Genomic DNA, 23,524 nt, shown 5'->3' with positions numbered 1-23,524 from the left:
CGCGGTGGTGGAAACCGTCACGGCCCAATGCCAGAGACACCGCGCAAGGGCCGCCCCGCCGCGCATGTCGAGAAACCCCTTGCCAGAGTCAAGGGGCGCTCGGTCTGTCCCAGCCCGCGCAGGCGGGCTGGGAGCCGCAGACCTCGCCCCCTCCCGCGCAGCGAGAGAGGGGGTGAAGCGGCGTAGCCGCTCAGGGGGAGTACCGAATCAATCCGCCTGCTTGCGCAGGAAGGCCGGAATCTCCAGGTCGTCCATGCCGCCCGAGGACAGCGCGTCCACGCGCGCCGCGGCCTGGGTGCGGTTGGTGCGCCACACGCTGGGCACCGACATGCTGCCGTAGTCGGCCTGCGCGCTGCTGGCATGGCCGCCCTGCACGCCCATGGCCGAGCCCAGGGCCCCCGTGCCCGCGATGGGCATCTGGTAGGCCACGTTGTCCGTGCCGGTGCGCAGGCCGCCCTGCACCACCGAAATCGGCTGGCGGCGCGCGTTGGGGCGCGACAGGCCGGTGGCCACCACGGTCACGCGGATCTCCTCGCCCAGGCTGTCGTCATAGGCAGCGCCGTAGATCACGTGCGCGTCGGGCGAGGCGTAGGCATTGATGGTGCTCATGGCCAGGCGCGATTCGGACAGCTTCAGGCTGCCCTTGGCGGCCGTCACCAGCACCAGCACGCCCTTGGCGCCCGACAGGTCGATGCCTTCCAGCAGCGGGCAGGCCACGGCCTGTTCGGCGGCGATGCGGGCGCGGTCCGGGCCGCTGGCGGTGGCCGTGCCCATCATGGCCTTGCCGGGCTCGCCCATCACGGTGCGCACGTCTTCGAAGTCGACGTTCACGTGGCCGTATTCATTGATGATTTCGGCAATGCCGCCCACGGCGTTCTTGAGCACGTCGTTGGCATGGGCGAAGGCTTCGTCCTGGGTGATGTCATCGCCCAGCACTTCCAGCAGCTTCTCGTTGAGCACCACGATCAGCGAATCCACGTTGGCTTCGAGCTCGGCCAGGCCGTTGTCGGCGTTGGTCATGCGGCGGCCGCCTTCCCAGTCGAAGGGCTTGGTGACCACGCCCACGGTGAGGATGCCCATTTCCTTGGCCACGCGGGCGATCACGGGTGCGGCGCCCGTGCCCGTGCCGCCGCCCATGCCGGCCGTGATGAACAGCATGTGCGCGCCGTCGATGGCCAGGCGGATGTCGTCCACCGCGGCCTCGGCGGCTTCACGGCCCTTGTCGGGCTTGCTGCCGGCGCCCAGGCCGCTGCCGCCCAGCTGGATGTGGCGGTGGGCCGAGCTGCGGGTCAATGCCTGCGCGTCGGTGTTGGCGCAGACAAACTCCACGCCCTGCACGCTGCGGGCAATCATGTGCTCGACGGCGTTGCTGCCGCCGCCGCCCACGCCGATCACCTTGATCTGGGTGCCCTGGTTGAATTCTTCGGCTTCGATCATTTCGATGGTCATGTTGGAGCTCCTGTTTCTTTCACTGAATTCGTTTGCAATCTCGTGTGCAACTGCCAATGGGTTGTTCGGTATGTCATCGTGCGCAGCGGGGATGGCGGTCCGGTACATCGTCGCCATCGCCCACGCGGTATTCGGTGCGGACTGCCTCTCGCCAGCCAAAGAGGAAATTTCATGGTCAGAAATTCCCCACGATGAAGTCCTTGAAACGGCCAAACGCCGTCTTCATGGAACCGCTTTTCTGTGCCACCTTGAAGCCGCGCAGCCGCGCCAGGCGCGCCTCTTCCAGTAGGCCCATGACGGTAGCAGCCCGGGGCTGTGCCACCATGTCAGACAAGGCGCTGGAATACTTCGGAATGCCGCGCCGCACGGGCTTCAGGAAGATGTCTTCGCCCAGCTCGATCATCCCGGGCATCACCGAACTGCCGCCGGTGAGCACGATGCCCGACGACAGCACTTCTTCATACCCCGACTCGCGCACCACCTGCTGCACGAGCGAGAAGATCTCTTCCACGCGCGGCTCGATCACGCCGGCCAGCGCCTGCTTGCTGAGCATGCGGGGGCTGCGGTCGCCCAGGCCGGGCACTTCCACCTGCGCCTCGGGGTCGGCCAGCAACTGCTTGGCGTAGCCGCTTTCGACCTTGATGTCCTCGGCGTCCTTCGTGGGCGTGCGCAGCGCCATGGCGATGTCGCTGGTGATGAGGTCGCCCGCGATCGGGATCACCGCCGTGTGGCGGATCGCGCCGCCGGTGAAGATGGCCACGTCGGTCGTGCCCGCGCCGATGTCGACCACCACCACGCCCAGCTCGCGCTCGTCATCCGTCAGCACCGCCTGGCTGCTGGCCAGGGGGTTGAGCATGAGCTGCTCGACCTCCAGGCCGCAGCGGCGCACGCACTTGATGATGTTCTCGGCCGCGCTCTGCGCACCGGTCACGATGTGGATCTTGGCCTCCAGGCGGATGCCGCTCATGCCGATGGGCTCCTTCACATCCTGCCCGTCGATCACGAACTCCTGCGGCTCCACCAGCAGCAGGCGCTGGTCGCTGCTGATGTTGATGGCCTTGGCCGTTTCCACCACACGCGCCACGTCGGCCGAGGTGACCTCCTTGTCCTTCACGGCCACCATGCCGCTGGAATTGAGGCCCCGGATATGGCTGCCCGTGATGCCGGTGTACACGCGCTGGATCTTGCAGTCGGCCATCAGCTCGGCCTCCTTCAGCGCCTGCTGGATGCTCTGCACGGTGGCGTCGATGTTCACCACCACGCCGCGCTTCAAGCCATTGCTCGGGGCCACGCCCAGGCCTGCGAGCTTGAGCTCGCCATTGGGCAGAACCTCGGCCACCACGGCCATGACCTTGGCCGTGCCGATGTCCAGCCCCACCACGACGTCTTTGTATTCTCTTGCCATATCAGTCTCTGCCCTTCTCTGTTCTGTCCCGCCGCACCCCGGCCTCATTCACGAACCGCCCCGCTCTCCACGCCACGCACCGCTGTTGTTGCTGCTGCTGTTGCATGCCGTCACCTCCTGCGCACGCCACCCGCGGCGCCCATGGCATCGGGGATCACGGTGCTCACGCCGCGCATGCGCAGCGCATACCCCCCGGCGTGCCGCAGGTCCGCGGATTCCAGGGACTCCACGCGCCGGCCGTACTGCGCCGCCACCTGGGTCAAGGTGCGCGTGAAGCGCTGCGTGCGCTGCACCACCTCCTGCGGTGCCCCGCCCCCCAGCTCCACCACCGCGTCGCTGTCGAGCCTGGCGCGCCAGCCGCCCCGGCCGGTCAGTTCCAGGGACTCGACCTCCAGCCCCAGGGGCTTGAACACCGGCTGCAGCAGCCCAAACATCTGCAGCACCTCGGGGGAGCTGCCCGCGGGGCCCAGCAGGCGGGGCAGGCCGTCCTGCTCCACATCGCCCACGTTGGCCTCGAACACCTCGCCCTGCCGGTTGACCATGGCCGAGCCGCTCTCCGGTCCCCAGTACGCCACGGCCTCGTGTTCCTGCAGCTCCACCTGCAGGCTGCCGGGGTAGACCCGCCGCACCTCGGCGCGGCGCACCCAGGGCACTTGCTCGAACGCCGCGCGCGCGGCGCGCAGGTCCACCGTGAAGAAGTTGCCCGCGAGGTGCGGCGCCACATTGGCCCGCAGGGTGACGGCGTTGTTGTGCACCAGCTCCCCCTGCACCACGATGCGCGCGATCGCGAAGCCCGGATAGCGCAGCATCCACCAGGCACCCGCCGCCAGCACGAGCAGGGCGCAGCCCACGAACAGGACCGACGCGGTCAGGTTCATGAGCTTGACGTCCAGCGGTGCGGGCAGCGCGGAGTTCATTTGGCGGCGGCTCCTTGCGTGTCGAGCACGGCATCGGCCAGGATGCGCAGGCACAGCTCCTCGTAGCTGATGCCCGCAGCGCGCGCGGCCATGGGCACGAGGGAATGGCCCGTCATGCCCGGCGAGGTGTTCATCTCCAGCAGAAAGGGCTTGCGGTCGCTGGCGCGCAGCATCAGGTCGGCGCGGCTCCAGCCCCGGCAGCCCAGGCTGCGGTAGGCGTCCAGCACGATGCGCTGGATCTCGCGCTCTTCCGCTTCGGGCAGGCCGCTCGGGCACTGGTATTTCACGTCGTCGGTGAAATACTTGTTCTGGTAGTCGTAGGCACCGTCGGGCGCCACGATGCGGATCACGGGCAGCGCGCGCGCGCCGGCGCCCTGGCCCAGCACAGCGCAGGTGACTTCCTCGCCGTCGATGAATTCCTCGCAGAGCACATCGGGGTCGTATTTCGCGGAGAGCTGCACGGCCTCCTGCATGTCCGAATAGCCGCGCACCTTGGTCACGCCGATGGACGAGCCCTCGCGCGGCGGCTTGACGATGAGCGGCAGGCCCAGCTCGTCGGGCACGGTGCGCACCACCTCGCGCTGCTGGCGGTCGGGCGCCAGCCACACGTAGCGCGGCGTGGGCAGGCCCTCGGCCAGCCACACCCGCTTGGTCATGACCTTGTCCATCGCGATGGCCGAGGCCATCACGCCCGGGCCCGTGTAGGGGATGCCCAGCAGTTCGAGCGCGCCCTGCACCGTGCCGTCTTCGCCATGGCGGCCGTGCAGCGCGATGAAGCAGCGGGCATAGCCGTCGCGCTTGAGATCGCCCAGCGGGTTCTGCGCGGGGTCGAACGCATGCGCGTCCACGCCGCGCGAGCGCAGGGCCTGCAGCACGCCGCTGCCGGACATCAGCGACACCTCGCGCTCGGCCGAGTCGCCGCCCATCAGCACGGCCACCTTGCCCAGGGACTTCACATCAAAATTCGAATCAAAAAGGGTCATAGCGCGCTCCCCTCCAGCGCCTTAAGCTCATTATTTTGTAGCAAATCGACCACTTTGCCGGGCACGGCGCCGATGGAGCCCGCGCCCATGCACATCACCACGTCGCCGTCCTTCGCGTTGTCGGCGATGGCCTGCGGCAGGTCGGCCACGTTGTCGATGAACACCGGCTCCACGCGGCCGGCCACGCGCAGCGCGCGCGCCAGTGAACGGCCGTCGGCCGCCACCACGGGCGCCTCGCCGGCGGCGTACACCTCGGTCAGCAGCACGGTGTCGGCATGGCCGATGACCTTCACGAAATCCTCGAAACAGTCGCGCGTGCGGCTGTAGCGGTGGGGCTGGAAGGCCAGCACCAGGCGGCGGCCCGGGAAGGCGCCGCGCGCCGCTGCCAGCGTGGCGGCCATCTCCACCGGGTGGTGGCCGTAGTCGTCGATCACGGTGAACTGGCCGCCATCCCGGGCGGGAAGGTTGCCGTAGCTCTGGAAGCGCCGCCCCACCCCCTTGAAGCCGGCGAGCGCGCGCTGCACGGCCTCGTCGGGGATGTTCAGCTCCACGGCGATGGCGATGGCCGACAGCGCGTTGAGCACGTTGTGCTCGCCCGCGAGGTTGAGCACGATGTCCAGGTCCGGCAGCGTGACGCCGTTGCGCCGCTGCACGGTGAAGCGCATCTGCCCCGCCTCGGCGCGCACATTGATGGCACGCACCTGGGCATCTTCGGAAAAGCCGTAGCTCGTGATCGGGCAGGTCACGCTTTGCAGGATGTCGCGCACGGCCGGGCTGTCCACGCACAGCACGGCCGTGCCGTAGAACGGCATGCGGTGCAGGAAGTCGACGAACGCGCCCTTGAGCCGGCCGAAGTCGTGCCCGTAGGTGTCCATGTGGTCGGCGTCGATGTTGGTCACCACGGCCATCACGGGCAGAAGATTCAGGAACGAGGCATCCGACTCGTCGGCCTCGACCACGATGTAGTCGCCGCTGCCCAGCTTGGCGTTGGCCCCCGCGCTGTTCAGCCGCCCGCCGATCACGAAGGTGGGGTCCAGGCCCGCCTCGGCCAGCACGCTGGTCACGAGGCTGGTGGTGGTGGTCTTGCCGTGCGTGCCCGCGATGGCGATGCCCTGCTTCAGGCGCATCAGCTCGGCCAGCATGAGCGCGCGGGGTACGACCGGGATCTTCTTTTCCCGGGCTGCGAGCACCTCGGGGTTGTCGGGCGTGACGGCCGTGGACGTGACCACGGCATCGGCACCTTCGATGTGCGCCGCCGCGTGGCCCAGGCAGGTCTTGATGCCCAGGCCCTCCAGGCGGCGCAGCGTGGCGCTGTCGGCCAGGTCGGAGCCCGAGATGCGGTAGCCCAGGTTGAACAGCACCTCGGCGATGCCGCTCATGCCGGCGCCGCCCAGGCCGACGAAATGGATATGGCGAATGGCGTGCTTCATGGTGTTGCAAGCTCCTCGCAGGCAGTCACCACCTCGCGGGTGGCGTTGGTTTTTTGCATGTCTTTAGCTTTAAGCGCCACACCCACCAGGGTGGAACGCTGCATATTCAATAGCATCCCGGACAGCCCCTCGGGCGTCAGGTCGCGTTGCTGCACCAGCCAGCCGCCGCCGGCGTTCACCAGGAACTGGGCGTTGGTGGTCTGGTGGTCGTCCACGGCGGAAGGGAACGGCACGAACACGGCCGCCGCGCCCACGGCCGCGATTTCGGTCACGGTGCTCGCCCCCGCCCGGCAGACGATGATGTCGGCCTCCGCAAACGCGCTGGCGGTGTCGTCGATGAATGGCGTCAGCTCCGCATCGACCCCTGCGGCCGCATAGTGGGCGCGCAGCGCGTCGATCTGCGTCGCGCCGCTTTGGTGAACCACGGTGGGGCGTTGTTCGGCGGGCATCAGCGCGACGGCCTGCGGCACGATCTCGTTGAGGGCCCGTGCGCCCAGGCTGCCCCCCACCACCAGCAGGCGCAGCGGGCCGGAGCGGCCCGCAAAACGTTCGGCCGGGCCGGGTTGCCGGGTGAAGGCGGTGCGCAGCGGGTTGCCCACCCACTGGCCCTTCTTGAACACATCGGGGAAGGCCGTGAACACGCGGTCCGCGACGCCCGCCAGCACCTTGTTGGCCATGCCGGCCACGGAGTTCTGTTCGTGCAGCACCAGGGGCTTGCCGGCCAGCACGCCCATCATGCCGCCCGGAAAGGTGATGTAGCCGCCCAGGCCCACCACCACATCCGGCTTCACGCGCCGCACCACGGCCAGCGCCTGCCAGAACGCGCGCAGCAGGCGCACCGGCAGCAAAGCCAGCGTGACGAGGCCCTTGCCGCGCACGCCCGAGAAGTCGATGAGCTCCAGCGCGAAGCCGTGCTGCGGCACGATGCGCGACTCCATGCTGCCCGGTGCGCCCAGCCAGTGCACGCGCCAGCCGCGTGCACGCAGCTCCTCGGCGACGGCCAGCCCGGGGAAAATGTGGCCGCCGGTGCCGCCGGCCATGATGAGGGCGGTTTTTTGCGTCATACGCGCCCTCCCCTCATCAACAATTTGTTTTCATAGTCCACACGCAAGACCACGGCCAATGCCACCAGATTCATCAAGATGGCCGACCCGCCGAAGCTCATCAGCGGCAGCGTGAGCCCCTTGGTGGGCAGCGCGCCCAGGTTCACGCCCATGTTGATGAAGGCCTGGAAGCCGATCCAGATCGCCACGCCCTGCGCCACGAGGCCCGCGAACACGCGGTCGAGGGCGATGGCCTGGCGGCCGATGTGCATGATGCGGCGCGTCATCCACAGGAACAGCACGATGAGCGTGACCACGCCCACCAGGCCGAACTCCTCGCCGATCACGGCCAGCAGGAAGTCGGTGTGGGCCTCGGGCAGCCAGTGCAGCTTTTCCACGCTGCCGCCCAGGCCCACGCCAAAGATCTCGCCGCGCCCGATGGCGATCAGCGAGTGCGAGAGCTGGTAGCCCTTGCCCAGGGCGTGCTCCTCGCTGAACGGATCCAGGTAGGCGAACACGCGCTCGCGCCGCCAGGGGGAGCTGGCGATCATGATGCCGAAGGCCGCCACCAGCACGCCCGCGATCAGGAAGAACATGCGGGCGTTCACGCCGCCCAGGAACAGGATGCCCATGGCGATCACCGCCACCACCATGAAGGCCCCCATGTCCGGTTCGGCCAGCAGCAGCACGCCCACGATGGCCACGGCCGCCCCCATGGGCAGCACGGCGCGGAAGAACCGCTCCTTCACGTCCATCTTGCGCACCATGTAGTCCGCCGCGTAGATGAGCACGGCGAACTTGGCCACCTCGGAGGGCTGAAAGCCGATGGGCCCGAGCGACAGCCAGCGCCGCGCGCCATTGACCACCTTGCCCACGCCGGGAATCAGCACGGCCACCAGCAGCAGCAGCGCCACGACGAAGAGCCAGGGCGCCATGCGCTCCCACAGCGCCATGGGCACCTGGAAGGCCAGCAGCGCCGCGACGAACCCGACCACGAGGTACATCACGTGGCGGGTGAGGAAATGGGTGGAGGCGTAGTTGGCAAAACGCGGGTTGTCCGGCATCGCGATGGAGGCCGAATACACCATCACCAGCCCCCAGGCGAGCAGCGCCACCACCACCCACAGCAGCGCTTGGTCGAACCCGAGCACGCTCGCCGGCGTGCTGGTGGTGCGGGGCCGGTAGTCGGTGCCGCCCACGCGCACCGGCAGCACGTCCACGGCCTTGCCGGGCAGGCCGCCGAACCAGCCCGCCACGCGCTGCAGGAAGCTGCTGGCCGGTGCACTCATGCCGCGCCTCCTGTCGCATCGTCCGCCAGGGCATGCACCGTGTCGCAGAAGACCTGGGCGCGGTGCTCGTAGCCCCTGAACATGTCAAAGCTCGCGCAGGCGGGCGACATCAGCACCGCATCGCCCGCATGGGCGCGCTGCGAGGCCAGTTCCACGGCCTGCGGCAGGGTCTCGGCGTCGACCAGTGCCACGCCGCTGTCCTGCAGCGCGGCGCGGATCTGCGGCGCATCGCGCCCGATCAGCACCACCGCGCGCGCATGGCGCGCCACGGGCGCGGCCAGCGGAGAAAAATCCTGGCCCTTGCCATCGCCGCCCAGGATGACCACGATGCGGCGCTCCGCGCCCAGGCCGGTGAGGGCCGCCACCGTGGCGCCCACGTTCGTGCCCTTGCTGTCGTCGAAGTACTCGACGCCGTGGATGACGGCCACGGGCTCCACGCGGTGCGGCTCGCCCCGGTACTCGCGCAGCCCGTACAGCAGGGGCGCCAGCGTGCAGCCTGCCGCCGATGCCAGCGCCAGTGCGGCCAGCGCGTTCACGGCGTTGTGGCGGCCCCGGATGCGCAGCGCGTCAGCGGGCATCAGGCGCTGGACGTGCAGGTCCTCTGCGGCCTCGTTGCGGCCGCGCTTGCGGGTTTCGTCCGCATCCATGGCACGCACCAGCCAGGGCATGCCGCTCACCACCTCGATGCCGAAGTCGCCGGGGCGCTGGGGCATGTCGGCGCCAAACGTCAGGTGCTCGCGCACCTGGGGCTTTTGCAGCTTGACCTTGACCGGCGGCGGCAACATCTGCATCACGGCCGCGTCCTCGCGGTTCAGGATCATGAGCCCGGTCTGGCCGAAGATGCGCGCCTTGGCCGCCGCATAGGCCACCATGTCGCCGTGCCAGTCCAGGTGGTCCTGCGTGATGTTGAGCACGGTGGCCGCCGTGGGCTCGAATCCGGTCACGCCGTCGAGCTGGAAGCTTGAGAGTTCGAGCACCCACACCTCGGGCAGCGTGCCCGCGTCGATGTGGCTGGCGAGCGTGTCGAGCAGCGTGGGGCCGATGTTGCCGGCCACGGCGACGCTCTGGCCCGAGCGCTCCACGAGTTGCCCCGTGAGCGAGGTCACCGTGGTCTTGCCGTTGGTGCCCGTGATCGCCAGCACCGCCGGGGCGTAGCCGTGCGAGGCCTTGAGCGCGCCCAGCGCCATGGAATACAAGCTCAATTCACCACCAGCGCTTATTCCACAAGCGCTGGCAGCTACTAAAACAGGAGCAATTGTCTGAGGACTCAAACCCGGTGAGCGGTAGACCGCATGCAGGTCCTGGCCTTCGACCAGGCTGGCGTCGAAGCCACCGGCCACAAAACGCACCTGGGGCAGCTCCTGCTGCAGCACCGCGAGCTGCGGCGGCGCGGCGCGCGTGTCGGCCACGGTGACCTCGGCGCCACAGCGCACGCACCAGCGCGCCATGGCCAGGCCCGAGGCGCCCAGGCCCAGGATGAGGATCTTCTGGCCCAGCAGCGGACGCAGGCCTTCGCCGGGCCGGCCCAGGGGCTCGGCGGGCCCATCGGCTGGAGCGTCCTGCGTGGCTTCTTCTTCATCAGCCACCTGCGGCAGCGCAGACGCGGCCTCGGGGGCCGCCACCTCGGCAAAAATCTGCGCCACGAAATCGGCGGCGGCCTTGGCGGCGGAGACCGCGGGCGGCTTTTCAGGGTCCCAGGCATTGGCAGCCGCGTTGGCTGCGCGTGCGCCTGTGGCGGGCCCGGGAGCCCCGGCCGTGCCATCGGCGCTTGCCGCAGGTTCCGTCGCGCCGGCCGTGGCGTCCATGGGTTCGGCGACGGACAGCGCGCCGGGCCCAGCCACGTCGGTCACGCCTGGATCGCCCGGCACCACATCCGCCGTGGACCGCTCTGGTGGCAGCTCCACCTCCGGCGTTCCGGCAGGCGCATCCATGCCCGTGGCCGCCACGGGAGGATCGGCTGGTGCCGCCGGGATGAGGGGATCGTCCGGGTTCATCGCAGTTTCAATGTGGAAAGGCCGATGAGGCACAGCAGCATGGTGATGATCCAGAAGCGCACGACCACCTGGGTCTCCTTCCAGCCGCTCTTTTCAAAATGGTGGTGCAGCGGCGCCATCTTGAGCAGGCGCCGGCCTTCGCCGTAGCGTTTCTTGGTGAACTTGAACCAGGTCACCTGCAGCATCACGGACAGCGCCTCGACCACGAAGATGCCCCCCATGATGGCCAGCACGATCTCCTGGCGCACGATGATGGCGATGGTGCCCAGCGCCGCGCCCAGCGCCAGCGCGCCCACGTCGCCCATGAACACCTGCGCGGGGTGCGCGTTGAACCACAGGAAGGCCAGGCCCGCGCCCGCCATGGCCGCGCAGAAGATCAGCAGCTCCCCCGAGCCCGGGATGTGCGGGAAGAACAGGTACTTGGAATACACCGAGCTGCCGGTGACGTAGGCGAACACGCCCAGCGCCGAGCCCACCATCACCACGGGCATGATGGCCAGGCCGTCCAGCCCGTCGGTCAGGTTCACGGCATTGCTGGAGCCCACGATCACGAGATAGGTCAGGATCACGAAGCCCAGCACTCCGAGCGGGTAGCTGATTTCCTTGAAGAACGGCAGCTGCAGCCCCGCCTTGGGCGGCAAATCGAGCGAGAAGCCCGATTGCACCCAGCCCACGAACAGCTCCCACACCTTGGCGTTGGAGCTTTCCGAGATGCTGAACACGAGGTACAGCGCGGCGATCAGGCCGATGACCGACTGCCAGAAATACTTCTCGCGCGAGCGCATGCCCTCGGGGTCCTTGTTGACCACCTTGCGCCAGTCGTCCACCCAGCCGATCGCGCCAAAGCCCAGCGTGACGATGAGCACGATCCACACGAAGCGGTTGGACAGGTCGAACCACAACAGGGTCGAGATCGCGATCGACAGCAGGATGAGCACGCCGCCCATGGTGGGCGTGCCGCTCTTGGACAGGTGCGTCTGCATGGCATAGCCCCGGATGGGCTGGCCGATCTTGAGCGAGGTGAGCACGCGGATCACCTTGGGCCCCGCGATGAGGCCGATGAGCAGCGCCGTCATGGCCGCCATCACCGCCCGGAACGTGAGGTACTGGAACACGCGGAAAAAGCCGAACTCGGGCGACAGGCCCTGCAGCCATTGCGACAGCATCAGCAGCATGCGGCACCTCCCACGGGCGGCCGCGCCCCACGGACGCAGGCTCCGACTGCTGCTTCCAGCACGCTCTCAATGCGTTGCGCCATGGTGTCCCTCCCGTGCCTGCGTCGGCGGTTGTCGCTCTTGTTGTTCCTGGTTGTCCTGCGCTTGCGCGGCAGAGGCGATCGCCTCCACCACCTGTTCCATCTTCATGAATCGAGATCCCTTGACCAGCACGCTGCCCACCGTGGGCAGGGCCTGGCGCACCGCATCCAGCAGCGCGCCCCTATCGTTGAAATGCCGGGCCACACCGCCGTTGCCCTCGCCAAAGGACGTGGTGGCGTGCACCGATTGGTCTCCCAGCGCAAAGAGGCAGGGGATGCGGGCCGCGCGCGCATGCGCACCGGCCTCCGCATGGAACTGCGGCCCCTGGTCGCCCACCTCGCCCATGTCGCCCAGCACCAGCAGCTGCGGGCCGGGCAGTTCGGCCAGCACGTCGATGGCGGCGCGCATGGAGTCGGGGTTGGCGTTGTAGGTGTCGTCCACCACGGTGACCTCGCGGCCCGCGATGCGCACGCTGAAGGCGCGCGAGCGGCCCTTGACCGGCACGAAATCGTTCAGCCCCTGCGCAATGGCGGCCAGCGGTGCGCCCGCCGCCAGCGTGCAGGCCGCGGCCGCCAGCGCGTTGGCCACGTTGTGGCGCCCGGCAATGTGCAGGTGGGTGGCCACCTCGCCCCGCGGCGTGGCCAGCGTGACGGCCCAGGCACCCTGGCCCCACGCAGCCTGTGCGCAGGCCACATCGCCGCCTTCGCCAAAGGTGACGGTGCGGCGCCCCGGCGCCATCGAGCGCCAGAGGGCGGTGTAGGCATCCCCCGAAGGAAACACCGCCACGCCGTCGGCGGGCAGGCTGGCCAACACGGAGCCGTTCTCGCGCGCCACCGCCTCCACCGTGTGCATGAACTCCAGGTGCTCGCGTTGCGCGTTGTTGACCAGTGCCACCGTGGGCCGCGCCATGGCGGCCAGCGTGGCGATCTCGCCCGGGTGGTTCATGCCCATCTCGATCACGGCCGCCGCATGGCCGGCACGCAGGCGCAGCAGTGTCAAAGGCACGCCGATGTCGTTGTTGAAATTGCCCTGCGTGGCAAACGCGGCCTCGCCTTTCCAGGCGCGCAGGATGGACGCGATCATCTGCGTCACCGTGGTCTTGCCGTTGCTGCCCGTCACGCCGATCAACGGAAGGCCAAACTGCGCGCGCCAGCCCGCGGCCAGCGCGCCCAGCGCGGCCAGGCTGTCCGGCACCTCGATGCCGGGCAGGCCGGCGGCTTGCAGGCCGCCATGGGCGATGGCGGCGGCGGCGCCACCGGCGCGGGCATCGGCCAGGAAAGCGTTGGCGTCAAAGCGTTCGCCCTTGAGCGCCACGAAAAGGTCGCCCGCCTGCAAGCTGCGCGTATCGGTGTGCACGCGGGCCAGCGGCGTGGCCCCATCGCCCACCAGGCGCGCGGCGGGAATGCGCGGCTGCACCAGGGCCAGCGCCTGCTGCAGGGTCATCATCACGGCCGGGGTGGCGCTCATGGGCGTGCTCCGCGGGCCTGCAGCGCGCTCTGCGCATGGGCCATGTCGGAGAACGGCACGCGCACGCCCGCCGTCTCCTGGGTGTCTTCATGGCCCTTGCCGGCGATCAGCACCACATCGGCGGGCGCGGCCTCGGCCAGGGCCAGGGCGATGGCGGCGGCACGGTCGGGCTCGGCACGCACCACGTTGCTGGCGATGGTGCCTTGCAGGATCTGGTGCAGGATGGCCGCGGGGTTTTCGCTGCGCGGGTTGTCGCTGGTCACGACCACGAGGTCGGCCTGCTGCTGCGCCACGGCGCCCATCAGGGGGCGCTTGCCCGCATCGCGGTCGCCGCCGCAGCCGAACACGCACCAGAGCTTGCCGCCGCGCTCCCGGGCCACCGGGCGCAGCGCCTGCAGGGCCTTGTCCAGCGCGTCGGGCGTGTGGGCGTAGTCCACGGCCACCAGCGGTTGCCCGGGGTGGTGGATCCGCTCCATGCGGCCGGGCACGGGCGAGAGCTGGGCGCAGGCGTAGAGCGCGTGCTCCAGCGGCACGCCCAAGGCGCGCAGCCCGGCCAGCACGCCCAGCAGGTTGGAGACGTTGTACTGCCCGATCACGCGCGTCTGCAGCACATGCGTGTGCACGCCCTCGGCCACCGTGAAGGAGAGGCCGCCCTCGCCCATGGCGATGTCGCGCGCCGCGAGCCGCGCGGGGCCGGTGATGGAAACACTCCACAGGTCCAGCAGCCGGTCCGCCAGCGAGGCATGCAGCTCGGCACCGCGCGGGTCGTCGATGTTGACCACCGCGGCCTGCAGGCCGGGCCAGTCGAACAGCATGCTCTTGGCCTGCCAGTAGGCGGCCATGCCGGGGTGGTAGTCCAGGTGGTCCTGCGTGAAGTTGGTGAACAGCGCGACGCGGATGCGCGTGCCCGCCATGCGATGCTCGGCCAGCCCGATGGACGAGGCCTCGATGGCGCAGGCCGTGCGGCCGGCATCGGTGAACTGCTGGAACGCGCGCTGCAGCCGCACCGGGTCGGGTGTGGTCATGCCCGTGCTGGTGAGTGCGGGCGGTGTGCCCATACCCAAAGTGCCTACCAGCGCACATCCACCTTGCGGAATAAGCTCATTTTTTGATAGCACATTAAGTGCCTCGGCCAGCCACCAGCTCGTGCTGGTCTTGCCATTGGTACCCGTCACGGCCAACACATCCAGGCGCTGCGTGGGCTGCCCGAACCAGTCGGCCGCGATGAGGCCGGTGGCCGCCTTCAGGCCATGGAGCGCCGCCACCGGCAAGCCTTCGAGCGCAAATGCCTCCACGCCCTCATGCTCCACCAGGCAGGCCACGGCGCCGCGCGACAGCGCGTCCGCGATGTGGGCGCGGCCGTCGGTCGCGGCGCCGGGCCAGGCGATGAAACCGTCGCCGGGGCGCACCTGCCGGCTGTCGGTCTGCAGCGTGCCGGTGACCCGCTCGCGCAGCCAGGCGACGGCGTCGTGCACCGAGGCGAGCAAAGGCAAGGCCGTTGTCATAGCGATTCCTCCACCTCTTTGGCCACGATCTGCGGCTTGACCGCCATGTCCGGCTGCACGCCCATCATGCGCAGCGTCTGCTGCACGACTTCGCTGAACACGGGCGCGGCCACGGCACCGCCGTAGAACACGCCGTTGCTGGGCTCGTCGATCATCACGGCCACGATGATGCGCGGCTTGTCGATGGGCGCCATGCCGGTGAACCATGCCCGGTACTTGCCCGAGGCGTAGTTCTTGCCCACCTGCTTGCGCGCGGTGCCGGACTTGCCGCCCACCGAGTAGCCCAGGGTCTGCGCCTTCTGGCCGGTGCCGCCGGGGCCCGCGGCCATCTGCAGCATCTTGCGCACCTGGTCGGCGGTGCGTTCGGAGAACACGGGCACGCCCAGGGCGGGCTCGGAGGTCTTGAACATGGTGGCCGGAATCACGCGGCCGCCATTGGCGAACACCGTGTACGAGCGCGCCATCTGGAACAGGCTGGCCGACAGGCCGTAGCCGTAGGACATGGTGGCCTGCTCCACCGGGCGCCAGGTCTTGTAGGGGCGCAGGCGCCCTGTCACCACGCCAGGAAAATGCAGCTGCGGCTTCTGGCCGAAGCCCGCGGCCGAGAAGGTCTCCCACATCTCGCGCGCGGGCATCTGCATGGCGATCTTGGTGGTGCCCACGTTGCTCGACTTCTGGATCACCCCTTCCACCGTGAGCACGCCGTGGTTGCTGGTGTCGGAGATGGTGGAGCCCGTGATGTTGATCCGGCCCGGATTGGTGTCCACGATGGTGTCGGGCCGCACGCGCCCCGATTCCAGCGCCAGGCCGATGGTGAACGGCTTCATGGTCGAGCCGGGCTCGAAAACGTCGGTGAGCGCGCGGTTGCGCAGCTGCTCGCCCGTGAGGTTCTGGCGCTTGTCGGGAACGTAGCTCGGGTAGTTGGCCAGCGCCAGCAGCTCGCCCGTGTGGGCATCGAGCACCACCACGCTGCCCGCCTTGGCCTTGTGCAGCGCGACCTGGTCCCGCAGCTTCTGGTAGGCAAAGAACTGCACCTTGCTGTCGATGGACAGCTGCATGTCCTTGCCATCGACCGGAGGCACGGTCTCGCCCACGCCCTCGACCACCCGGCCCAGGCGGTCCTTGATCACGCGGCGCGAGCCCGCCTTGCCCGCCAGCTCCTTGTCGAAGGCCAGCTCCATGCCTTCCTGCCCGTGGTCTTCCACGTTGGTGAAACCCACCACGTGGGCCGCGGCTTCCCCTTCGGGGTACTGGCGCTTGTACTCCTTGCGCTGGTAGATGCCCTTGATGTCCAGTGCCGCGATCTCCCGACCCACATCCCAGTCGAGCTGGCGCTTGATCCAGACGAAGGTCTTGTCTTCATCGGCCAGCTTGCGCTGCAGCTCGGCCAATGGCATGTCGAGCAGCTTGGCCAGTTGCTTGAGCTTGGCGCGGACCTCGGGCCTGTCCTGCTCCACGTCTTCCGGAATCGCCCAGATGCTGGCCGCCGGCACGCTGGATGCCAGGATCAGCCCATTGCGGTCCACGATCTTGCCGCGGTTGGCCGGCAGCTCCAGCGTGCGCGCGAAGCGCACTTCGCCCTGGCGCTGGAAGAAGGCGTTGCCAAACACCTGCACGTAGGCAGCGCGCCCCGCCAGCCCCATGAAACCCAGCGCGATCGCCGCCACGATGAACTTGCTGCGCCAGACGGGCGTCTTGCTCGCCAGCAGCGGGCTGGAGGTGTAGAGCACGCTGCGGCTCATGGCTGCGCTCCTTCGGTCCGGGACGGCGCCGCACTGGCGGCCGCGGAGGCCGTGGCGGCGGCCACTCCTTGGGGGTCGGACACATACTGCGTGATGGCCGGCGTGGCCGTGCGCATGTTGAGCTGCGCGCGCGCGATCTTCTCCACGCGCAGCGGCGTGGCCTGCGCACGCTTTTCCACCTGCAGGCGCTGGTGTTCGGTTTCCAGGCGGCGCGCCTCGGCGGTGGCGCGGTCGAGCTCGGTGAACAGGCGGCGCGACTCGTACTGGGTGTGCACGAGATAGATCGCGCTGGCCAGCACGGCCACCAGCAAGACGACGTTGAGCCTTGTCATGTCAGTTGCCTGCCATGCCGCAGCATGAAACCGCCACGGCCCCACCCAGGGACACCGGGCCAGGGCCGTTGCGCAGCGAGGGCGTCGTCCCCCTGGAGGGAGAAGGCGCGAAGCGGCTCAGGGGGCGCTTCATCACTGCACCTCGGTGCGCTCGGCCACGCGCATGATGGCGCTGCGCGAACGGGGGTTGGCCGCCACTTCGGCGGCACCGGGCTTGATGCGGTCCAGGGCCACGAGCTTCATGGCCTGGGGCGCGGCAAAGGGCGCGCGGCGGTCGTAGACCTCCTTGGAGTGTTTGGCGATGAACTGCTTGACGATGCGGTCTTCGAGCGAATGAAAGCTGATGACTACCAGCCGCCCGCCCGGCTGCAGCACCGAGAGGCTGGCCTCTAGCGCCTGTTGCAGCTCTTCAAGCTCGGCGTTGATGAAAATCCGAAGAGCTTGAAATGTGCGCGTTGCAGGGTTCTGGCCCGCTTCGCGGGTTTTGACCGCGCCAGCCACGAGGTCGGCCAGTTCGGCGGTGGTTGCAAGAGGACCCCGTTCTTCGCGCCGAGCAACAATCGCCTTTGCAATGGGGCCAGCAAACCGTTCTTCACCGTAGTCACGTATCACCTCCGCAATCTGACCGACTTCGGCCGTGGCCAACCAATCGGCCACGCTTTCGCCGCGCGTGGTGTCCATGCGCATGTCCAGCGGGCCGTCAAAACGGAAACTGAAGCCCCGCTCGGGGCTGTCGATCTGGGGCGAGCTCACGCCCAGGTCCATCAGCACGCCCGCCGCACTGGCGGGCGGAAGGTCGGCCAGATAGCGAAAACCCTCGTGCCGAATGGAAAAACGCGCATCGGTGATGCGCGTTGCTTCGGCAATGGCTTCGGGGTCCTTGTCAAAGGCGACAAGGCGCCCCTGCGGCCCCAGGCGAAGCAGGATGAGGCGCGAATGCCCCCCGCGCCCGAAGGTCGCGTCCACCCAGGTGCCCGCGGGCGTGGCGCCGGCGCCGCCCAGCAGGGCATCCACGGCTTCTTCGAGCAGGACGGTGGTGTGTTGCAAGGAGGATGTCACCGCGCGCCTTAGAAGGAGAAGTCCTTGAACACATCCGGCATCTCGCCCTGCATGGCCTTGGCCTCCTGCTCGTCGTAGGTGGCCTTGTCCCAGAGTTCGAAATGGTTGCCCATGCCCAGCAGCATGGTGTCTTTGGAGATACCGGCCGCCTCGCGCAGCTCGGGCGAAACCAGCACGCGGCCCGTGGCGTCCATCTCCACATCCATGGCATTGCCCAGGAAGATGCGTTTCCACCACTGGGCGGACATGGGCAGCTGGGCGATGCGCTCGCGGAACTTCTCCCACTCCGGGCGGGGGAAGACCATGAGGCAGCCGTGCGGGTGCTTGGTGATGGTGAGCTGGCCGGATGCCGTGGCCGCGAGGACGTCACGATGCCGGGTCGGCACGGACAGCCGACCCTTCGCATCGAGACTCAGCGACGAAGCACCTTGAAACACGGACGGATTTCCCAACTCGGTTTTTGCGCCTCGCCGGTCCGTGCAATGGACCTGGAGGGCACTTTTCACCACTTAATTGCACTTTTTTGCACTGTAGCAGGAAAAGCACACCGAACAAGGGGGTGTCCAACAAACTTTTGCAATGAAATCAACGACTTAGGCGCGACTTTGTAGGCACAGGAAAGCCAAAAGTCGTTGAAAAAGAAGCACTTAGAGAGGCCTATGAAAGTGACCTCTCAAGGCTTGACCGAGTGGTCACAGGATGTAGCGCGACAGATCCTCGTCCTGGCTCAGCGTCTGCAGGCGGGCGTCCACGTAGGCGGCGTCCACGGTGACCGTCTGGCCCGACAGGCGCGTGGCATCAAAACTCACCTCGTCCAGCAGGCGCTCCATGACGGTGGACAGGCGGCGCGCGCCGATGTTTTCGGTGCGTTCGTTCACCTCGAACGCGATGTGCGCCAGGCGCGTGATCCCCTCGGGCGCGAACTCGAGCGTGACGCCCTCGGTCGCCAGCAGGGCCTGGTACTGCTTGACCAGGGAGGCATGGGTCTGCGTGAGGATGGCCTCGAAGTCCTTCACCGACAGGGATTCCAGCTCGACCCGGATCGGGAAACGCCCCTGCAGCTCGGGAATGAGGTCGCTGGGCCTGGACAGGTGAAAGGCACCGGAGGCGATGAACAGGATGTGGTCCGTCTTGATCATCCCGTACTTGGTGGACACGGTCGTGCCCTCCACCAGCGGCAGCAGGTCGCGCTGCACGCCCTGGCGCGACACGTCGGCGCCGCTGGTCTCCTGGCGGGCGGCCACCTTGTCGATCTCGTCGATGAAGACGATGCCGTTCTGCTCGGCATTGGCGACGGCCCGGGCCTTGATCTCGTCCTCGTTGACGAGTTTGCCAGCCTCTTCGTCGGTGAGCAGCTTCAGGGCCTCGGCGATCCTGAGCTTGCGCGTCTTGCGCTTGTCCTGCCCCATCTGACTGAACATGCCGCGCAGCTGCTCGGTCATTTCCTCCATGCCCTGGGGCCCCATGATCTCCAGCTGGGGGCGGCCCTCGGCCACGTCGATCTCGATCTCCTTGTCGTCCAGGGCGCCTTCGCGCAGCTTCTTGCGAAACACCTGCCGCGCCGTGTTGTCCGCCGCGGGCTCGCTGCCTGCCGCGGCCCGGGCCGGCGGGATCAGCACGTCGAGGATGCGCTCCTCGGCCGCATCTTCGGCGCGGGTGCGCACCTTCTTCATCTCGGACTCGCGGGTCTGCTTCACCGCCATTTCGGCGAGATCGCGGATGATGGAATCCACATCCTTGCCCACGTAGCCCACCTCGGTGAACTTGGTGGCCTCGACCTTGATGAAGGGCGCGTCGGCCAGCCGGGCCAGGCGGCGCGCGATCTCGGTCTTGCCCACGCCGGTGGGACCGATCATGAGGATGTTCTTGGGCGTGATCTCCTGGCGCAGGCTGCCCTCGACCTGCTGGCGGCGCCAGCGGTTGCGCAGCGCGATGGCGACCGCGCGCTTGGCGCTGGCCTGGCCCACGATGTGGTGGTCGAGTTCGGAGACGATTTCCTGGGGGGTCATGGACGACATACAGGTCTTCCTGGTATCAAATGAGGCTCCAGCGCATGATCAACAAGCGCCAGCAGCTATAAAAAACAGAGCAAACCGCTCCGGGGCATCCCCGGGGGCAGGACCATCCCGCGCGCTCAGAGCGTCTCGATGGTGTGGTTCATGTTGGTGTAGATGCACAGCTCGCCGGCGATTTCGAGCGATTTCTTGACGATGTCCTGCGCGGACAGATCGGTGTTCACCAGCAGCGCCTTGGCGGCCGAGTGCGCATAGGCGCCGCCCGAGCCAATGGCCACGATGCCCTGCTCTGGTTCGAGCACATCGCCGTTGCCCGTGATGATGAGCGACGCGCTCGCATCGGCCACCGCCAGCATGGCTTCCAGGCGGCGCAGCACGCGGTCGGTGCGCCAGTCCTTGGTGAGCTCGATGGCCGCGCGCGTGAGGTGGCCCTGGTGCTTTTCGAGCTTGGCCTCGAAACGCTCGAACAGCGTGAAGGCATCGGCCGTGGCCCCCGCGAAGCCCGCAAGCACCTTGCCATGGTAGAGCTTGCGCACCTTGCGGGCCGTGCCCTTGACCACGATGTTGCCCAGGGTGACCTGGCCGTCGCCGCCAATGGCCACTTGGATGCCTGCCGGGGTCTCGCGGCGCACGCTCAGGATGGTGGTGCCGTGGAACACCGGGGATTGGTTTGGTGATGAGTCCATAGCAGCCGCAGATGGGGACAGGCCCCCATTTTGCAAGCACACCGCCACCACGGGCGCTGCGCGCGGCCAGCGGACGCCTTCGAACGGGCCTGGCCCGGCCGCCAGCGTCGTCCGCCCTCCCGCGCGCCGCGCGGCAGAAGGGGCGGAGGCCGCGGTTCCAGGCATGCCTGCCCGGGCAGGGCAGTTCCGAAGAGCCGCCGTCTCTGGCGGCCGCACCGAGCGGAGCAGCCGGCCAGGGCGTGGCCCTAGTTCTTGCGGGGCACCACCCAGGCGTGCTCGTTGATGCCGATCACATTGAAGAAGATGGCCACCAGCCGCTGCAGGTTGTGAAACTGGATCACATGGCCCTGGCCCTGCTGCTCGGCCGCCCAGTTGAGCACCGAGCCCGCAGCGGCAAAGTCCACGCGGATGAGCTTGTCGCACGCAATGGTGAGCGGCACGCCGGGCCGCAGGAGGGCCTGGAAGGGCTCCAGCAGCGGCGTGGCATCGCCGTCGATGTGGCCGCTGAGCTGGGCCACGGGCCCCGTCTCCGCGGGCGCGGGCACCGACTCGCCCAGGTCGGACGCCATGAAGTCGCTGTCCACCGACAGCGGCGCGGCCCCGGAAGACACGCCCTCGTTGTCCGAATATCCGCAGCGCGGCGATACCCAGGAGGGCGGCGACACCTCGTAGGTCACGCAGTAATCGAGCGCGACCAGTTCGAACTCGTCGGGCTTGCCCATGAGCCGCAGCGCCGCCATGCGCAGGCGCCACCACTCAGGGCTGGTGGCACGGTCTCCGGACTGGGTCTTGGCGTCGAGCAGCGCATTGAGCTTCTCGACCCCCGAAAACACCAGTTGCCCGTCACGCTCGGCCCACTGGGTGAACTGGTCGGCCAGCAAAGGCACCGCGGCTTCGTCGATGGCGGCCAGGCGCGTCCAGGACAGCGTCCAGGGGGATGCGGCGCGGGCCAGGGAGGCCTGCAGCGCGGCGACGGACGACACCGCCAGAGAGGCCGGGGCATTCCAGCTGAAATCGCGGCGCACCGCGCCGGCCGGCGCGGCGCCCGTGGCACCGGGCGCCGCCGCAGCGGCAGCCGGCGCCATGCCCAGCTGCTGCGGCATGGAAAACCACAGCGGCGCCGAACGGCTGTACTGTGCGGCGAAGTCGATGGCCAGGGTGTCGAACCGGTCGTGCTGACCGGTTGCGCGGTACAGGTCGAAGAGCGTCATCCAGATTTCGAGTTGCTCTTCGGGATCATCCTGCTGGTGCTGGGCCAGCACGTCGAGCAGGCCGGACTCTGCCCCCGCGTGGTCGCCATTGGCGAACCGGATGGCGGCTTCTTCTAGATCGGGTTCGTGCACGAATTCCTCCGGTTCGGATGCCGGCGCTGGCGTTGCCGCTGTAGCCGCCGCAGGGCTGAAGGACGCTTCGCCCGGGCCTGGGCCCGCGAGCATTTGCGCATCGGTGCCGCCAAACCGGCCAATCGCCATGCTGTCATCGGCAAACAGCGGCTGGACACCGGCGGCCTGGTTGTTGTTGTCGCCCAGCGGCGCAGGCAGGCTGCCGGGCGCGGTGGGCGCGTAGGCCCTGGCGTGCGCGGAATCCGTCGTTGCCGCGCTGGGGGGCTCGGGCATGACGCCCGGCTGGGTGGGCGCCTCGGCCCCTTGCTTGCTCTTCCACCACTGCTGCGACATCTGCGCCTCGATCTCGTCGATCTTCTTGAGCGTCACGGCGCGTTCGTCGGGCGACGCCATGCTGCTCTGGAAGAACGACGGCCTGGCGGTGGGGTCCTCGGTGCGCTGCCCCTGCAGCACCTCGCGCTGGCGCAGCTTGCGCAGCTGATCGAACTCGCGGCGCCGCACGAAATCGTTGCGGCGCTTGCGCTCGATCATCTCCTTGAGCATCTGCTTGCTGTACTGGCTCTCCCGGTCATTCTGCGCGGAGTCCAGCTCCGTCCAGTTGACCGTGGGATTGCGCACAAACCGCACCACCTTCGAAAGCAGTCCGCCAGGGGTGGTTTCTTCCTTGCTCATGGCTCAGGGCGCGCGTGGGGATCAGGCCGGGCGGCCAGGTCAATCACCAAACATCTTCTGCTTGAGTTCGCGGCGCTGCTGCGCTTCCAGCGACAGCGTAGCCGTCGGGCGGGCGATCAGGCGGCCCACGCCGATGGGTTCGCCGGTCTCATCGCAGTACCCATAGTCGCCCGCGTCGATGCGGGCAATGGACTGCTCGATCTTCTTGAGCAGCTTGCGCTCGCGGTCGCGGGTGCGCAGCTCCAGGGCATGCTCTTCCTCGATCGTGGCGCGGTCGGCGGGATCGGGCACGACGACGGTGTCTTCGCGCAGGTGCTCGGTGGTTTCGCCGGCGCTGTTGTGGATGTCCTGCTTGAGCTGCACGAGCTTCAGGCGGAAGAACGCCATCTGCTTGTCGTTCATGTACTCGCTGTCAGGCATGGCCATGACTTCGGCGTCGGTCAGCTCGGCGGCGGACTTGGTCTTCCAGTTGTTCGCCAGCTTGGGGTCTTTTTTGGCAGCCGTATAGGTGGGCTGCGCTTGCACGGTCGTGGGCATGGTATGTAGATAACTGGCTTTGGCAGCGGTCGAAGCCACTGTCTGTGCCATGGATGGTACGGTCAATTGGGCCAATCGGGAAGAAGGCCGGGTTGTGCGCACGGGTACCTGCGAACCGGCCTGCAGCACGGGTGCTGGAGCGGGAGTCGCCACGGCCGCCGGGCTGGCGGCGACCTTGGGTGCTGCAGCCGGCTTGGCGGCAGCCTTCGCGCCAGCCTTGGTTGCCGCAGGGGCGGCGGCGGTTTTCGCCGCGGCAGGGGTTGCCTTGGTGGCCCCCTTGGATTTGCTGGTGTCGGCTTTCACTTCCTGGTCTCCTCGCAATACGGGCGGGCCCCAGCCGCATTCGCAGCCAAGGGCGGGTGGCAAGCCTTCCGGGGTTTTACCGGGGCGCGATTGTATC

At 68.3% G+C, this 23,524-nt stretch carries 19 protein-coding genes; all 19 read right to left on the bottom strand.

Annotated features, from left to right (window positions below; all coding sequences use genetic code 11):
• Window positions 1–207 precede the first annotated feature (207 nt).
• Window positions 208–1,449, bottom strand: a complete 1,242-nt coding sequence (gene ftsZ, locus AC1RCS_RS03955; protein WP_492244358.1) for a cell division protein FtsZ — start codon at window positions 1,447–1,449, stop codon at window positions 208–210.
• A 175-nt stretch (window positions 1,450–1,624) separates the two neighbouring features.
• Complete coding sequence (gene ftsA / locus AC1RCS_RS03950; protein ID WP_008903721.1) at window positions 1,625–2,854, bottom strand: cell division protein FtsA; 1,230 nt, start codon at window positions 2,852–2,854, stop codon at window positions 1,625–1,627.
• A gap of 110 nt (window positions 2,855–2,964) precedes the next feature.
• A complete protein-coding gene (locus tag AC1RCS_RS03945) occupies window positions 2,965–3,771 on the bottom strand; it encodes a cell division protein FtsQ/DivIB (protein WP_218293301.1) in 807 nt (268 codons plus the stop codon).
• Complete coding sequence (locus AC1RCS_RS03940) at window positions 3,768–4,754, bottom strand: D-alanine--D-alanine ligase (protein ID WP_218293300.1); 987 nt, start codon at window positions 4,752–4,754, stop codon at window positions 3,768–3,770. Before AC1RCS_RS03940 ends, AC1RCS_RS03945 begins: the two co-directional genes overlap by 4 nt.
• The gene (murC, locus tag AC1RCS_RS03935) at window positions 4,751–6,184 is read right to left on the bottom strand and encodes a UDP-N-acetylmuramate--L-alanine ligase (RefSeq protein WP_218340435.1); all 1,434 of its coding nucleotides are present in this window, start codon (window positions 6,182–6,184) and stop codon (window positions 4,751–4,753) included. Before murC ends, AC1RCS_RS03940 begins: the two co-directional genes overlap by 4 nt.
• Complete coding sequence (murG, locus tag AC1RCS_RS03930) at window positions 6,181–7,248, bottom strand: undecaprenyldiphospho-muramoylpentapeptide beta-N-acetylglucosaminyltransferase (RefSeq protein ID WP_218293298.1); 1,068 nt, start codon at window positions 7,246–7,248, stop codon at window positions 6,181–6,183. Before murG ends, murC begins: the two co-directional genes overlap by 4 nt.
• Window positions 7,245–8,516 (bottom strand): putative lipid II flippase FtsW, encoded by a 1,272-nt coding sequence (ftsW, locus tag AC1RCS_RS03925; RefSeq protein ID WP_218340437.1) that lies wholly within the window; start codon window positions 8,514–8,516, stop codon window positions 7,245–7,247. Before ftsW ends, murG begins: the two co-directional genes overlap by 4 nt.
• Window positions 8,513–10,510: a UDP-N-acetylmuramoyl-L-alanine--D-glutamate ligase gene (gene murD / locus AC1RCS_RS03920; protein ID WP_492244357.1), complete on the bottom strand. Its 1,998-nt coding sequence runs from the start codon at window positions 10,508–10,510 to the stop codon at window positions 8,513–8,515. Before murD ends, ftsW begins: the two co-directional genes overlap by 4 nt.
• Window positions 10,507–11,685: a phospho-N-acetylmuramoyl-pentapeptide-transferase gene (mraY, locus tag AC1RCS_RS03915; protein WP_218293295.1), complete on the bottom strand. Its 1,179-nt coding sequence runs from the start codon at window positions 11,683–11,685 to the stop codon at window positions 10,507–10,509. Before mraY ends, murD begins: the two co-directional genes overlap by 4 nt.
• A gap of 66 nt (window positions 11,686–11,751) precedes the next feature.
• The gene (locus AC1RCS_RS03910) at window positions 11,752–13,233 is read right to left on the bottom strand and encodes a UDP-N-acetylmuramoyl-tripeptide--D-alanyl-D-alanine ligase (RefSeq protein WP_492244356.1); all 1,482 of its coding nucleotides are present in this window, start codon (window positions 13,231–13,233) and stop codon (window positions 11,752–11,754) included.
• Window positions 13,230–14,738 carry a UDP-N-acetylmuramoyl-L-alanyl-D-glutamate--2,6-diaminopimelate ligase gene (locus AC1RCS_RS03905; protein WP_492244355.1) on the bottom strand — a complete coding sequence of 503 codons (1,509 nt, stop codon included), beginning with the start codon at window positions 14,736–14,738 and terminating at the stop codon, window positions 13,230–13,232. Before AC1RCS_RS03905 ends, AC1RCS_RS03910 begins: the two co-directional genes overlap by 4 nt.
• On the bottom strand, window positions 14,735–16,480 hold the full coding sequence (locus AC1RCS_RS03900; RefSeq protein ID WP_218293292.1) for a peptidoglycan D,D-transpeptidase FtsI family protein: 1,746 nt from the start codon (window positions 16,478–16,480) through the stop codon (window positions 14,735–14,737). The genes AC1RCS_RS03905 and AC1RCS_RS03900 overlap by 4 nt, the downstream gene beginning before the upstream one ends.
• Window positions 16,477–16,812: a cell division protein FtsL gene (ftsL, locus tag AC1RCS_RS03895; protein WP_492244354.1), complete on the bottom strand. Its 336-nt coding sequence runs from the start codon at window positions 16,810–16,812 to the stop codon at window positions 16,477–16,479. Before ftsL ends, AC1RCS_RS03900 begins: the two co-directional genes overlap by 4 nt.
• 132 nt (window positions 16,813–16,944) lie before the next feature.
• Window positions 16,945–17,871, bottom strand: a complete 927-nt coding sequence (gene rsmH / locus AC1RCS_RS03890) for a 16S rRNA (cytosine(1402)-N(4))-methyltransferase RsmH (protein ID WP_492244353.1) — start codon at window positions 17,869–17,871, stop codon at window positions 16,945–16,947.
• A gap of 8 nt (window positions 17,872–17,879) precedes the next feature.
• Window positions 17,880–18,308 (bottom strand): division/cell wall cluster transcriptional repressor MraZ, encoded by a 429-nt coding sequence (gene mraZ, locus AC1RCS_RS03885; RefSeq protein WP_218293289.1) that lies wholly within the window; start codon window positions 18,306–18,308, stop codon window positions 17,880–17,882.
• 255 nt (window positions 18,309–18,563) lie between these two features.
• Window positions 18,564–19,889, bottom strand: coding sequence for an ATP-dependent protease ATPase subunit HslU (hslU, locus tag AC1RCS_RS03880; protein WP_218340442.1), 1,326 nt, complete (start codon window positions 19,887–19,889; stop codon window positions 18,564–18,566).
• A 116-nt stretch (window positions 19,890–20,005) separates the two neighbouring features.
• Window positions 20,006–20,572: an ATP-dependent protease subunit HslV gene (hslV, locus tag AC1RCS_RS03875; RefSeq protein ID WP_218293287.1), complete on the bottom strand. Its 567-nt coding sequence runs from the start codon at window positions 20,570–20,572 to the stop codon at window positions 20,006–20,008.
• A gap of 245 nt (window positions 20,573–20,817) precedes the next feature.
• Window positions 20,818–22,587, bottom strand: coding sequence for an STAS domain-containing protein (locus tag AC1RCS_RS03870; RefSeq protein ID WP_492244352.1), 1,770 nt, complete (start codon window positions 22,585–22,587; stop codon window positions 20,818–20,820).
• 39 nt (window positions 22,588–22,626) lie between these two features.
• Entirely contained in the window at window positions 22,627–23,427 is an 801-nt protein-coding gene (gene dksA, locus AC1RCS_RS03865) for an RNA polymerase-binding protein DksA (RefSeq protein WP_218293285.1), read from the bottom strand.
• Window positions 23,428–23,524 lie beyond the last annotated feature (97 nt).

The organism is Acidovorax sp. GW823-FHT01C06, assembly GCF_058798375.1.
This window is presented reverse-complemented; position numbering and strand designations above follow the sequence as displayed.